This window comes from Nostoc piscinale CENA21 (assembly GCF_001298445.1).
In the GTDB taxonomy this organism is placed as follows: domain Bacteria; phylum Cyanobacteriota; class Cyanobacteriia; order Cyanobacteriales; family Nostocaceae; genus Nostoc_B; species Nostoc_B piscinale_A.
In genome coordinates this window covers 6,418,636-6,431,028 of sequence record NZ_CP012036.1, presented here as the reverse complement: position 1 = coordinate 6,431,028, position 12,393 = coordinate 6,418,636, and the positions used below count along the sequence as shown (strand labels likewise).

At 38.8% G+C, this 12,393-nt stretch carries 14 protein-coding genes and 2 pseudogenes; 11 read left to right on the top strand and 5 right to left on the bottom strand.

Annotation, left to right across the window (positions count from 1 at the left end; all coding sequences use genetic code 11):
- Nucleotides 1–404 precede the first annotated feature (404 nt).
- Nucleotides 405–1,248, top strand: a pseudogene (rsmA, locus tag ACX27_RS27650) (16S rRNA (adenine(1518)-N(6)/adenine(1519)-N(6))-dimethyltransferase RsmA).
- The gene (gene ispE / locus ACX27_RS27645; protein ID WP_062297251.1) at nucleotides 1,241–2,194 is read left to right on the top strand and encodes a 4-(cytidine 5'-diphospho)-2-C-methyl-D-erythritol kinase; all 954 of its coding nucleotides are present in this window, start codon (nucleotides 1,241–1,243) and stop codon (nucleotides 2,192–2,194) included. The pseudogene rsmA and the gene ispE overlap by 8 nt, the downstream one beginning before the upstream one ends.
- Here ispE and ACX27_RS27640 read toward each other — a convergent pair.
- Nucleotides 2,186–2,476 (bottom strand): hypothetical protein, encoded by a 291-nt coding sequence (locus ACX27_RS27640; protein ID WP_062297249.1) that lies wholly within the window; start codon nucleotides 2,474–2,476, stop codon nucleotides 2,186–2,188. The two genes, ispE and ACX27_RS27640, sit on opposite strands and share 9 nt — an antisense overlap.
- Nucleotides 2,477–2,709: 233 nt before the next feature.
- On the opposite strand from ACX27_RS27640, the gene ACX27_RS27635 reads away from it, so the two are divergent.
- Genes ACX27_RS27635 through ACX27_RS35030 form a run of 3 tightly spaced genes read left to right on the top strand, consistent with a single transcriptional unit; the run spans nucleotide 2,710 to nucleotide 3,798 of the window.
- Nucleotides 2,710–3,033 carry a DUF3082 domain-containing protein gene (locus ACX27_RS27635; protein ID WP_062298608.1) on the top strand — a complete coding sequence of 108 codons (324 nt, stop codon included), beginning with the start codon at nucleotides 2,710–2,712 and terminating at the stop codon, nucleotides 3,031–3,033.
- Nucleotides 3,034–3,078: 45 nt separating this feature from the next.
- Nucleotides 3,079–3,354 carry an IS1/IS1595 family N-terminal zinc-binding domain-containing protein gene (locus tag ACX27_RS35035; protein ID WP_256364366.1) on the top strand — a complete coding sequence of 92 codons (276 nt, stop codon included), beginning with the start codon at nucleotides 3,079–3,081 and terminating at the stop codon, nucleotides 3,352–3,354.
- A 27-nt stretch (nucleotides 3,355–3,381) separates the two neighbouring features.
- Nucleotides 3,382–3,798 (top strand): IS1 family transposase, encoded by a 417-nt coding sequence (locus ACX27_RS35030; protein WP_256364399.1) that lies wholly within the window; start codon nucleotides 3,382–3,384, stop codon nucleotides 3,796–3,798.
- Nucleotides 3,799–3,879: 81 nt separating this feature from the next.
- Here the strand turns inward: ACX27_RS35030 and ACX27_RS27625 are convergent, their stop codons facing one another.
- The 3 genes from ACX27_RS27625 to ACX27_RS27615 are packed head-to-tail and all read right to left on the bottom strand — an operon-like array spanning nucleotide 3,880 to nucleotide 6,077.
- Nucleotides 3,880–4,731 (bottom strand): response regulator transcription factor, encoded by an 852-nt coding sequence (locus tag ACX27_RS27625; RefSeq protein WP_062297247.1) that lies wholly within the window; start codon nucleotides 4,729–4,731, stop codon nucleotides 3,880–3,882.
- Between the two features lie 49 nt (nucleotides 4,732–4,780).
- The gene (locus tag ACX27_RS27620; RefSeq protein ID WP_235526399.1) at nucleotides 4,781–5,680 is read right to left on the bottom strand and encodes a sensor histidine kinase; all 900 of its coding nucleotides are present in this window, start codon (nucleotides 5,678–5,680) and stop codon (nucleotides 4,781–4,783) included.
- Nucleotides 5,643–6,077, bottom strand: a complete 435-nt coding sequence (locus ACX27_RS27615; protein ID WP_062297243.1) for a hypothetical protein — start codon at nucleotides 6,075–6,077, stop codon at nucleotides 5,643–5,645. Before ACX27_RS27615 ends, ACX27_RS27620 begins: the two co-directional genes overlap by 38 nt.
- 1,337 nt (nucleotides 6,078–7,414) lie before the next feature.
- On the opposite strand from ACX27_RS27615, the gene ACX27_RS27610 reads away from it, so the two are divergent.
- The 5 genes from ACX27_RS27610 to ACX27_RS27595 all read left to right on the top strand — a co-directional run bounded on the left by ACX27_RS27610 (nucleotide 7,415) and on the right by ACX27_RS27595 (nucleotide 10,371).
- A complete protein-coding gene (locus ACX27_RS27610; protein WP_062297241.1) occupies nucleotides 7,415–7,708 on the top strand; it encodes a hypothetical protein in 294 nt (97 codons plus the stop codon).
- On the top strand, nucleotides 7,683–7,919 hold the full coding sequence (locus tag ACX27_RS32055; protein WP_235526398.1) for a hypothetical protein: 237 nt from the start codon (nucleotides 7,683–7,685) through the stop codon (nucleotides 7,917–7,919). The genes ACX27_RS27610 and ACX27_RS32055 overlap by 26 nt, the downstream gene beginning before the upstream one ends.
- Before the next feature lie 231 nt (nucleotides 7,920–8,150).
- Nucleotides 8,151–8,402 carry a HetP family heterocyst commitment protein gene (locus tag ACX27_RS27605; RefSeq protein ID WP_062297239.1) on the top strand — a complete coding sequence of 84 codons (252 nt, stop codon included), beginning with the start codon at nucleotides 8,151–8,153 and terminating at the stop codon, nucleotides 8,400–8,402.
- A gap of 252 nt (nucleotides 8,403–8,654) precedes the next feature.
- Nucleotides 8,655–9,509 (top strand): indole-3-glycerol phosphate synthase TrpC, encoded by an 855-nt coding sequence (trpC, locus tag ACX27_RS27600; RefSeq protein ID WP_062297237.1) that lies wholly within the window; start codon nucleotides 8,655–8,657, stop codon nucleotides 9,507–9,509.
- Nucleotides 9,510–9,672: 163 nt separating this feature from the next.
- Nucleotides 9,673–10,371, top strand: a complete 699-nt coding sequence (locus tag ACX27_RS27595) for an HAD family hydrolase (protein WP_062297236.1) — start codon at nucleotides 9,673–9,675, stop codon at nucleotides 10,369–10,371.
- Nucleotides 10,372–10,430: 59 nt separating this feature from the next.
- Here ACX27_RS27595 and ACX27_RS27590 read toward each other — a convergent pair whose 3' ends face one another.
- Nucleotides 10,431–11,054: a CPP1-like family protein gene (locus ACX27_RS27590; protein ID WP_062297235.1), complete on the bottom strand. Its 624-nt coding sequence runs from the start codon at nucleotides 11,052–11,054 to the stop codon at nucleotides 10,431–10,433.
- A gap of 595 nt (nucleotides 11,055–11,649) precedes the next feature.
- Between ACX27_RS27590 and ACX27_RS27585 the strand changes: the two are divergent.
- A pseudogene (locus tag ACX27_RS27585) lies at nucleotides 11,650–12,370 on the top strand (response regulator transcription factor).
- The last annotated feature ends 23 nt before the right edge of the window (nucleotides 12,371–12,393 follow it).

Sequence of the window (12,393 nt, the reverse complement as noted above, 5' to 3'; positions counted from 1 at the left end):
CACATTCAATATTGCTTTTTAAGTCTCATGATATGCCGACCTTCTCTTTCATTTCATCATGCTTCTAACTTATTACCTGGAGGTATTTTCATATCATCTAAAGATATTGCCGCATTTAGTTTATCTAGTTTTTTTATGCAACATTCTACAGGTTGACAGGGCAAGTTTTTCGAGCATCTTTTGAACTGTTGCCATCAAAGATATCTTCTGTGTCTTGATTTTTGAATGACACCATTATAATTAACACGATGGCACAGATATTACACTGTCATTTATCACAAAATTAATATGATGTCAATAAAAAATTATCAAATTGTTATAAAAAACAATATTTAAAAGTAAGCAAAAAGTAAGAAATATATTTTTCGACAAACGCCCAAAACATTACGGAATAAGGAAAATAGATGGTACGACCGCGCAAGGTTTTTGCTCAACATTGGCTCAAAAGTGACAAGGTACTCAACGCAATTGTGCAGGCGGCAGAGTGTAGTACAAATGACCGCATCCTGGAAATCGGGCCGGGTACAGGCATATTGACACGGCGTTTATTACCTTTAGTAGAGTCTTTATTAGCAGTAGAAATTGATAGGGATTTATGTAAGTTATTAGTAAAAGAATTGGGTAGTAAAGACAATTTTTTTATTATTACAAGGTGATTTTTTGGAGTTGGATGTAGCAGCAAATTTAACAGCGTTTCCTAAATTTCAAAACGCGAATAAAGTGGTGGCGAATATTCCTTATAATATTACTGGGCCAATCATCGAAAAACTATTAGGAACAATCGCCAATCCTAACCCCCAACCATTCGATTCGATAGTGCTATTAATTCAAAAAGAAGTAGCAGAAAGATTGTATGCTAAAGCCGGGTCAAAAACCTTTGGAGCCTTATCAGTTAGGGTGCAGTATTTAGCAGAATGTGAGTTAATTTGTCCAGTCCCGGCTAGTGCATTTTATCCAGCACCGAAAGTAGACTCAGCAGTTGTCAGGTTGCGTCCGCGTCAACTAGAAACTTTAGCTAACGACCCACGCAGATTAGAGAATCTGGTAAAGTTAGGTTTTGGGTCAAAGCGCAAAATGTTGCGGAACAACTTGCAATCTGTAATTGACCGCGATCGCCTGACCCAATTACTGGAACAATTAGAAATAAATCCCCAAGCCAGAGCTGAAGAAATCAGCACTCAGCAATGGGTAAGTCTGAGTAACCTACTCAGCACTTTTAACTCAGCACCCAGCACTCAAGATGCGTAGTTACACTCTCATCGCTCCTGCCAAAATAAATTTGTATTTGGAAATCATCGGCGATCGCCCCGATGGTTATCATGAGTTAGTCATGATTTTGCAAAGCATCGACCTCGCCGACAAAATTTCTGTCCGCGCCATCAGTGAACAAATTATTCGCGTCCACTGTAACCATCCCCAAGTCCCCACCGATAAAACTAATCTCGTCTATCGCGCCGCCGAATTAATGACCAAACAATTTCCCGAAGCTGCGGCTAAACATGGCGGTGTGGAAATTACATTAGAGAAAAATATTCCCGTCGCGGCTGGGTTAGCAGGAGGTTCCACAAATGCAGCGGCGGTATTAGTCGGGATAGATTTATTGTGGAACTTGGGACTGACTCAAACAGAAATTGAAGAGTTGGGCGCTATTCTAGGTTCAGATATACCATTTTGTGTGGCGGGTGGAACAGCGATCGCTACAGGTAGAGGAGAACAACTCGCGCCACTGCCGAGTTTAGATCATATATATATAGTATTGGCAAAATATCGTAGTCTCGAAGTATCTACCCCTTGGGCATACAAAACCTATCGTCAAGAATTTGGTCATACCTATCTGAAAAACACCGAAGATTTAGCCGCCCGCGCCGCCGCAGTTCATTCTGGTGAAATAGTCAAAGCAATAGTCCATAAAGATGCAACAGAAATTGCTCAAAAGTTGCACAATGATTTAGAGCGTGTAGTTTTACCTGCTTATTCCCAAGTCATGCAACTGCGGGAACTGTTTGCAACTCAACCAGGAGTTCTCGGAACAATGATGTCTGGTTCTGGGCCGAGTGTGTTTGCAATTGTCGAGTCGGAAGCGCAAGCACAAGCAGTCAAACAATACATCAGGAAAGCAATTCCCGACGAAGATTTAGAATTGTTTGTGACTCGCACCATTACACATGGCATTCAGATAGCATCGTCAATCTAAACCAAACTGATTCTGAACTTTGAATGCAACAATACCAATCAAGACCACAAGTCCTAAAGCTCTGCGAAAATAATTCACACCTTCAAACAATTCTAGCCAAGCCCAAGTAAACAAAGAGCCAGTCGCCAGGGTATCAAACACTAAATTGATTTTCCCAGTCGAAAAAATTAGCGACAATATACTTGTGACAAACCACACAATCAGAGGTAAGTTTGGCATTTGAGCAATGACAATATTACCATTGCTATCACGGAAGGTTTTATCAACTAATGTATTGTCCATAATTTTAGATAGGAGTTGTTTAATTCAATTAAAACATTCAGACAAATCCCACTCCAATGTATCTAATTGCTGATATTTGGGCAGTCCAGATATGTCTGTATGGGTATATTCAGATTAATGTAGCAAGCAAGATACAATTGTGGACATAACTGAGACGCTATGGAAGATTTCTGATTATGCCAGTCTCAGCCTTTTTCGTCTTTGTTCAACCAGTCGAGTTCAAATTAAATTGTATGAGTGACCAAAACATTACACCAAAAGAAACCACAACACCAACTCAAGTATCACCACTACGCTGCATAACAGGCGCAATCATTTCTAGTGGATTAGCCTATACTTTATATTCGCTGATGATTGCGATCGCTACTAACTTCGCCAGCAAACCACTTCATTCTCAAAATGAACTCGTCATCAAGATTAGCTCTGCGGTACGCACCTTAGTTGTGGGGATAGTTGCTTTAGGTAGTGGCATATTTGGGATAGTAGCGATTGGTTTAATCGCTCTAGCTGTGCAACTATTAATACAGCAGCTATCAGCCAAACCAAAAAGCAACTAAATAAACGGCGTTGCATAATGAGAATATGAATTAGGGTGAATCTTCATGGAATGTCCGCGTTGTAATTCCTCTCATATCCGTAAGAACGGTAGACAAAGAGGTAAACAAAACTACATTTGTGCAGATTGTGGTCGTCAATTTATTGAATATCACAATCAAAAGGGTTATGGTGACGAAATTAAACGAGAATGCTTAGAAATGTATGTTAATGGTTCTGGTTTCCGTGCCATAGAAAGAGTAAAAAAAAGTACATCATACAACAGTAATTTATTGGGTGAAACAAATGGGTGGTCAGTTACCAGAACATCCCGAAACAGCTGAAATACCTGAAATAACTGAAATTGATGAATTAGAAACTTTTGTCGGGTCAAAAAAAACAAAATTTGGGTATGGAGTGTAGTCAACCACAAGACTTCGGGGATTTTAGGATGGGTTTTAGGAGATAGAAGTTCAGAAACTTTTCAACAGTTGTGGCAGAGGATTAAAGCGTGGAACTCATATTTTTATGTAACGGATGGCTATCCGGTTTATCCATGTTTTATTAATCAAGAAGACCATCTTGTGTGTAAAACTTATATGACACGAGTAGAAGGTGAAAATAGCAGATTAAGACATTATTTAGCCCGATTACATAGAAAGACTTTTTGTTATTCTAAGTCAGTAGAAATGCTGGAACTCTCTATTAGATTGTTAGTTTATTATCTCCAGCATCGTTGTATTCCAATGCGGGAGCAAAGCCCCCGCGAGGATATAGCGATCGCATAATTCATCTTGTGATTCAGCAACGCCAAATAAACTTTTATCCCCCTTGTCTCCCTTGTCTCCCTTGTCCCCCCTTCCGCCATACTATCTCTGACTCACATGCAAGCACTTTTCCAACTGAGTGCAAGTATTAAGAAGCTGCTGCTTTTTTCGCCAATGTTTAGGAGGTATGCCATGATACTGGCGAAATTGGCGAGAAAAGTGACAAGCATTTTGATAACCTAAAGCCAAAGCAATTTGCTCAACAGTTTGGCTAGTATCCTTCAATAAAGAACGCGCCGCCATCATCCGTCGCTTCAAAATCCAGCCGTTGACAGTTTCTCCTGTTTGTTTGGCGACTCGGTTGGTTAAATAAGCGCGGGAATAACCCACCGCTTCAGCAACTTTCGCTAAAGTAATTCCTTGGTGATAATTCGCTTCAATGTAGTCAAAAACTTGTTGGAGTTGGGGAACCGATGGGAAAATAGACTTTGGCTTTTCTGAGACAGTCATGTTTGCAGGTATAGATTCCGAAATTTGTTGTGATTGAGTAGCGTACCAATACCTGAGCAAAGCTTGTTTTTCTAACCGGATTTGAATCGCCTTGAGCAATTGCTCTACAGTCAAAGGTTTGGTAAGATAATCATCCGCACCCAACTCCATACCTTTACGTAAAGCATCTTTAGTATCGCTACCAGTGAGAAAAATAAACGGAATAATTGCTGTGAGTGGGTCTTGACGTAAACCATTTAAAACACCATAACCATCAATATCTGGCATCGAGATATCACAGATAACCAAATCAGGTAAATTCTCTTGTGCTAACTGGATACCAATACGACCATTTTCTGCGCTGATGGTGTCATAACCTTCAGCTTGTAGACTCTCTAAGAAGAGATTACGAGTAACACTATCATCTTCAATGACCAGAATTGTGTACGACGATGTGTGCATCATTGTTTCATCAGTAGGATTTGTGGCAGGTTAAAAAACTCATTCAAAACTTTTATTTCATGGAGGGGAAGATAACTGTAAAAGTTGTGCCTACACCAACTTCACTTTTCATATCAATGTGACCACCATGTAAGTCAACCAGAGTTTTCACAATTGATAGTCCTAGTCCAGTACCTGGTAGATGAGCAATATTGCTACCTCGATAAAATGGTTCAAATAGTCGCTGTTGGTCTGCTACAGGTATACCAATACCTCTATCTGCAACTTGAAAAATCACCTTCTCTGGTTCGCAGAAAAGTTGTAAATCTACCACCGCACCTGATGGAGAATATTTAATTGCATTGTCGAGTAAGTTTTTCAGAATCGGTGCTAGTAATTTTCTATCGATAGAAGTAGTGCAGCAGGAACCTTGACTGTCAAAATTAACTTTGTTTTGGTTATTGCAAGTATGAATTTGCGCTACTATCTCATGGCAAAACTGTACTAAATTCAGCGGTTTAGCCTCGATATTTAATTTAGCCGCTTCTGCTTTGGCAAACAACAAAATGTCGTCTAACATTCTGCTTAGTTGTTCGACGGCTGTTTGAATCCGCTCTAACAATGGTAGAGTTTTTTCACTCGTCCATTCATGGATGTGCTTTTTGAGTAAGCTATTAGAAAATGAAACTACATTCAGCGGTGTACGTAATTGGTGAGACACCATAGATAAAAATTGCGATCGCAGTTCGCCGAGTTGTTGTGATTTTTCTACAGTTTGGCTAAGTTCGGAAATATCCCAAATACTCCAGACTCTCCCAATAATTTTTTCTTCTAGCCTCTGCGGTTTGGAGTATTGCGCGAAGACTCGACCATCTTTTAACTCTAAAATATCGTAGCGATCGCCTGTAAAATCACACCTCATCTCCCACATCGAATCATGTAATAACTGCGGCTGTTTTAGTTGGGTTTCCAAAAAAATTTCGCCACTGCACACTATCTCTTGATATTTTCAGAGATTTGGGAACCCGCCACATATCGATGAATTGTTGATTCACACTAACAATATCTGCCTCTAAACTAACTGCCATCATGCCATGAGCCGTTGATGCCAAAATATAACGCAGTAAAGTTGCAGATTTTTCTAAACTCGATTCTTTCTGCTTCAGTTCTAAAATATCTTGCTGTAAATGTTTGTTAATCTCTTGTAATTCCTCAATTAAAGTGTGCATATTTAGCTCTAATATTTCATCACTCTTACACCTGAAAATGTGGTTAAATTCCCAGCCTTGACGGACAAATGTCAACTCTGCTTGTGGTTTTTGCATTCGTTGAGAGATGGAACGAACTAACGTGTAACCGTCAGTTTTCATATCCCGCACTCCTTTTAAATATTTGATAATCAAGCCATACAGATAGCCTGAATCAATGGCGATAGCAAAGTGAAAATTAAAAATTAATTGAAATTGCTGATTTATTTAAAAATATTCTACCAATAAAAAGATATCACTTTTATTTTCTTGATATGAAAAAATATTGCTTGTCAAAAAGTAAAATTTTTATATAGGAAATATAAAGACAACTTCATTTTTACTGCTAATTCAGTAGCTAATCACAGTATAAACAGCCCGTTGTTTATTAATAAAAATTAGATATCTCAGCTTTCGTGCCAAGTAAATAATTAGTATGAGATTAGAGCTAAAAAGTATATATTTATATCAAAATCTTAGATATGAATCGACTCAAAAAAATCACATTCACTATGACCAACGTACTGTAAACTGACATAAGTTTACTAATTTCGACTGGTTACAAAAGTAAATATTAGAAAAATATCGTAATCTTTATTATCTGGGTTGGTTCATATAATATTTATTTTTTTAAATTTTACTCCCTAGGGAATCTAACTATAAAATAATAAACCAAATCATCTATCTATAGGTATAAATAAATCAATAAAATAAGTTAAAACACACCATAAAAAAGATGAATAATCAGATATACATCCAGCTTTAGAATTAAAAAATATTAAGTTTTTATGTATTGTAAAATACATAAAATTAATTGTGACGACAAAAAAATCGCAGAGAGAGTCAAACATTGATTGTTGTTCAGATCATGTCATATCACTGCATTGTTAGTATTGATGCAAAGCAGTAGAAAGTTGACAAAAATTAATTAATATAGGAATCATATTTAATTGCTGAAAAATCAGTACACTGACTCCCTAATTCCTAGCTACACAAATAAGTAAATGGGTATGAATATTTATAGTTAGGGAAAGGCAGAAGGCAGGAGGCAGAAGGGAAGAGGGTTTGGGGCAACTTTACTTTTAGTTACATACTTCGGTTTTTTTTACACCTTTCTACTTAAATTCGGAAATCACACCAAATTTCTATAGCAAGAGCGAAATAATAGATAGGTCTAGCAAAACAATCATCATATATCTGCGACCTAATATTCAGTAGTCTTAACAAAGAAGCAGCTTCTGCAACACGGTTTATTGATAGGGGCGGGACTATGGATCAATCACTCTCGCAAATCACAATGCTAGTTGATGCCCATCCACCCCTATTTTCAAATTCTGTTAGTGCTGATTGATTTAGTGCTGTAGTGTCAAACTTGTTTTGTTGAGGTAGCGAGATTGATGGAAAAATCCAGCGATCGCGCTATATGCTCTGCAAAAGTTTACAAGAAATGCCGATGATTTGTGATTCCTTCACCTACCAAACCTTGGGCGATGTTCATTTATCCTGCACTGTCACTGAAATCAAAATGTTTCACCTGGATTCGTGGAGGCTTATTCACCAGCAGCTACGCATATTCAGGACGATATCAAAGATGGGCAATTGACTTGATGGAATTAACCATCTGGGTAATCAGCGATCGCGCTCAAGTATTATTCCCAATGTTACGGGAGTGTTTATCCCACCACCCGCAACTATTGGCAATGACACTTCAGATCAGCACAGAATTATTTGCAGAAGAAGAACGCAGCACATGAGCGTCAGCTTGTCTTCAGTGTGAATTACACTCTTCATCTACCACCTACAGGCCAATCCATAAACTACAAGGGTCAACGTCTTCTACCAAACCATGAAACAGGTGAGTATGCCAAATTAGTTGAAGTGGCATTCTACTACTTTTACTTTCGCCAAGTTCCGAGCAGAACTTTTTCGGCGGGAGTGATTGGTCTGGAGATTATCCAAAATTGAGTAGGTAACTACCTACAAAAATTACAGTCCCTAGTGTAATTAAAAAAAATTTTCATCGATATACGCCGCATTTTTGGGGGCAAATATGTAGGCGCATATCGATAGCCTAGCCTATAATTATCCGTCCTATTTATATCCGTGAAACAATAGGCGGATACCCCGAATAGAGTTTTTGGTACTAAAGATAATCCAACCTAGAAAATCTAGGATGAAAACCAAAAAGAGGGTTTTATGTATCAACTAGATAACCTACAAAAAGCTAAACCCATTAATACAGAACAAGTCGAACAAATTATTAAAGCAATTATTGCAGGTAAATACTCCTGGGCATGTGTTTTAATGCTGAGATTTTCTGGTTATAACCCCATAGACTACATTCCTTACCGCACTTATATTCGTCTCCTCAAAAATAACTACTTACTCCACGGTGGAAAGCCCAACGCATCTCAAGATTCTAAACATAAAATAGGTGTCTTGACCTAAAAGCAAATTGCGTACGCTCTTAAAACATACAATTTTCATCAGCAATTATCTAGCCTTATCTACCTGAAAAAACTCCTGCATTAGCCAGATATTTCTGGCTGATGTTCATATTTTGCATTGTAATTTATAGCAGATTTCTTGCTATAAATACCAAAGAATTCGTTTGAAAACTTTCTAATCAGACCAATTTATTGTGCTGATGTGAATACTTAATGTTTTTAATTCATCTCACTTCCCAATTTTTGGCAACTTATGATTTACCCGATGACTACTGTGAATCCTCATCTCCAACCTATGTTAAGAGAAATTGTGTGGCAAAAAAAGCAAGAAGTTGCACAGATTCAACAACACATGTCTTTAGCTTCTTTGCAACGTCAGTTAACAGCTGCACCCACCATCAGAGATTTCTTAACCGCCTTACAACAAAATCCTTATAAACCTAGTTTAATTGCAGAAATTCAAAAAGCATCTCCTGGTTATGGGATGATTCGTGCAGACTTTGATGCTATTGCGATCGCCAAAGCTTACGAACGTGCTGGTGCAGCTTGCATTTCTGTCTTCACCGAACGAACATTTTTTCAAGGTAGTTTTGAAAGTTTGCGGATGATTCGCCACAAAGTATCAGTACCACTGCTTTGTAAAGAGTTTATTATTGATCCCTGCCAAATTTATTTAGCACGAGCCGCAGGAGCAGATGCAGTTCTACTGATAGCCGCAATTCTCACAGATAGACAACTGCAAGATTTTCAACGCATCATTCATTATCTGGGGATGAGTGCCTTAATAGAAGTACATACTTTAGCTGAACTGGATCGAGTATTGCAGCTAGATGATGTCCGCTTGATTGGAATTAACAACCAAAGTTTAGTAGACTTTACCGTCGATATCAGCACAACTCAAAGACTACTAGCCGCTAGGCGATCGCAAATTCACAACTTGGGTGCGATCGTCGTCAGTGAATCGGGACTTTACACCCACGCTGATTTATCTCTGATGGCAGCAGCTGGTACCAACGCCGTTTTAATCGGCGAATCTTTAATCAAAGAAACAGATATAGAACAAGCTGTTCGCCGTTTACTTAACATCGATTCTTCAACGTTCCAATAATTAGGTTTCTTTCCTCTTACCCACTTATCAACTGTCAAATCGTTGGGTTTTGTATTGCTTAACCCAACAATTTGAAATAAATATTTACATTAATTAACCAGATAATGACTATTAATACACAATTAAGTTACTCTTAAGAAAAATTAACATTTAAATTCCGCCGATGCTAAGACTATTTACCGACTTCGACGGCCCCATTGTTGATGTTTCTGAACGGTACTATCGTGTTTATCAATATTGTTTGCAAAAAACCCAACGTCCAGGTCAAGCAGTACGACAATTAAGTAAAGCTGAATTTTGGCAACAAAAGCGAGCTAGAATTCCCGAAAAACAAATTGCGTTAAATTCTGGACTTGATGAAGCACAAGCACAAGAATTTTCACAACTGCGGCGGAAAACAGTACATACAGAACCTTATTTTGACTATGACACCTTAATGCCAGGTGCTGTAGAAGCATTAGAAAAAATTCAAGCCGCCGGAATTGACTTAGCAGTCATGACCATGCGGCGAGTTTGGGAATTAGACTTTGCCTTTCAAAAATTTGATTTAGGGAGATTTTTTCCCGAAAATCGCCGTTATTGTCTGAGCAACGACTATGTTAAGACCCGTGACATTGACGATAAGCCATTGTTAATGGCCAAAGCCTTAAAAGAAATATCTTCCGTTAGCGATACATGGATGGTGGGAGACACAGAAGCCGATATCACTGCTGCTAAAACCCATAATATTAAAGTCATGGCTGTAGAATCCGGTATCCGCGATCGCGCTCAACTAGAACTATACCGCCCCGATTTGATTGTTCCTAATTTAAGTTCAGCCGTAGCTCTCATCTTAGAAAAGAGTACTCTAACAGTCCGATAATAAATATGGGTAGCAGAATCAATCATCTGCTACCCATAATCAATGCCAAATTTTATATATTACCGCAGAAAGCTACTAATTAACCACAATAATATAAACGTGAACACTGTAGAAAATTGCTCAGGATTCAGTCTCACCAAACTGATTTGTGGTAAACCGCTTGCAATCAATCCGCCAATAATCAAGCCTAAAATTAGACCAATCAGCGTTAATAAAACGGCTCTACCGAACTTACCTTCTTTACGATTGAGAAAGTAAACACTAATACCTACCCCAACCACCAACGCCAACTGTAAAACTTGATCACCAGAGGTGGGATAGAAAATACCAATAGCACTCAAACCTAAATACCAAGCACCTGGTAACAGTACATCTGCGGTTGTTGGCTGGTCTAATAGCCTCTGTAGCCATGCAGGCGACTGTTCACGAGGAGTTGAAACTTCTTTAGGAGGAAATTGGACTCGTAGTTCTGGGAACCGGATTCGTTCAGGTACTTTGATTTTGCCTTCCTGGCGCATCCGTAACCGATCCATTAAAATCGCATCATAAGACGCTTCAATGAGTTCCAGAGCCTTTGCATCGCCACTGTGTTGCTCCAATAGGCGATTGCGAGCATCCTGAATCTCATCAAAGCTAGCATCTTCGGACACCCCAAGTTTGTCGTAGGGATTTTGATCGCTCATGGGAGTTTACACTTCAGCCTTAGTCAGCAGCGGTATTTTGCTTTTGGAAAACAACTTTAGGTTTTGCCTAGATTTCAACAAATGTTGCAAGCAACTTATATGCTCTACCAGGATAGTAGCACGGGTAAGTTAAACTGACCCAGAAAATTTAACTATAGCAACTTTAACATATTGCTAGAACTCCGTGTATCCCCTCATGTCGTTGAACAGTGGTGGCTTTACTCTAGAATTTGAACTAAGACTTCTTAAAACTTATTTTTTTATGAAAAAATTAATTTTTATGTTTCAAATTTGGCAATTTACCGTGCCTTGAGGCAATTTAGATGAACCTGCTTCACAATCACTAGTGGTATCCATAAGCATATCGATATTAAAATTGAAAAGCTTTAAATTACCACGTAATTGGGAGTAGGAAATTTTCCAAAGTTACGCAACTGCTGTGGCTCATATTGAGACTATATTAATGATTTGACATCAAATTGCCATTAAAATGGCTGCATCTCAAGTGCGGGTAACACCAGCAAAATTTGTGTAACAATCCCAAAGTACGCAATTCTCCTGTTAATCTTACGAATTTTTGTGCAAAGTGATGGTCATGGCTCCTGCCAAGATTCTTGTAGTTGATGACGACCCTGCGGTTCGCAACTTAATCCAACGCTTTTTGATTAAGCAGAACTATCAGGTGGAGGCGGCTGAGGATGGTAAAACTGCCTTGGCGCTATTCGAGCAATTTAACCCTGACTTGGTAATTTTAGACGTAAATTTACCAGACGTGATCGGGTTCAACCTCTGCCAAGAGATGCAAAGTCGTAATGGTGTGTTTGTTCTCATGCTTACTAGCCGTGCGGATGAAGCTGACAAGATTCGCGGCTTTGCTAAAGGTGCTGATGACTATCTCACCAAGCCATTTGGTCTAGGAGAGTTAGAAGTCAGAGTCGCCGCGATTTTACGGCGACAACGGGTTGTAACAACAGCAGAACAAAAACGCCTAGTTTTTGAAAAACTGATGATTGATCCCGTTCGGCGGGAAGTGACATTAAACAATCTACCAGTACCCCTAACAGCATTAGAATTTGACTTACTGCATTTTTTAGCCAGCCATCCTGGACGGGTTTGGCGACGAGCCGAACTCATTCAAGAGGTTTGGGACTATGAATATGTTGGCGACCAACGGGTTGTCGATGTACATATCGGTCAAATTCGCAAAAAAAATTGAAGCTGATGCCAGTCAACCAGCATTAATTCAGACTGTACGCGGTGTAGGTTATAAGTTTGAATGTCCCACACATTCCCCCCAATTGGAAACCAACCCTTGAATTAATTATTTCATAATTAATAC

Bases quoted from the DNA above. Each gene is read 5' to 3' on its own strand.
- ispE (WP_062297251.1), top strand. From the start codon at position 1,241: ATGCGTAGTTACACTCTCATCGCTCCTGCCAAAATAAATTTGTATTTG.
- ACX27_RS27615 (WP_062297243.1), bottom strand. From the start codon at position 6,077: ATGAAAACTGACGGTTACACGTTAGTTCGTTCCATCTCTCAACGAATG.
- ACX27_RS27590 (WP_062297235.1), bottom strand. From the start codon at position 11,054: ATGAGCGATCAAAATCCCTACGACAAACTTGGGGTGTCCGAAGATGCT.
- ACX27_RS35035 (WP_256364366.1), top strand. From the start codon at position 3,079: ATGGAATGTCCGCGTTGTAATTCCTCTCATATCCGTAAGAACGGTAGA.
- ACX27_RS27640 (WP_062297249.1), bottom strand. From the start codon at position 2,476: ATGGACAATACATTAGTTGATAAAACCTTCCGTGATAGCAATGGTAAT.
- ACX27_RS27605 (WP_062297239.1), top strand. From the start codon at position 8,151: ATGTATCAACTAGATAACCTACAAAAAGCTAAACCCATTAATACAGAA.
- ACX27_RS27595 (WP_062297236.1), top strand. From the start codon at position 9,673: ATGCTAAGACTATTTACCGACTTCGACGGCCCCATTGTTGATGTTTCT.
- ACX27_RS27635 (WP_062298608.1), top strand. From the start codon at position 2,710: ATGAGTGACCAAAACATTACACCAAAAGAAACCACAACACCAACTCAA.
- ACX27_RS27625 (WP_062297247.1), bottom strand. From the start codon at position 4,731: ATGATGCACACATCGTCGTACACAATTCTGGTCATTGAAGATGATAGT.
- trpC (WP_062297237.1), top strand. From the start codon at position 8,655: ATGATTTACCCGATGACTACTGTGAATCCTCATCTCCAACCTATGTTA.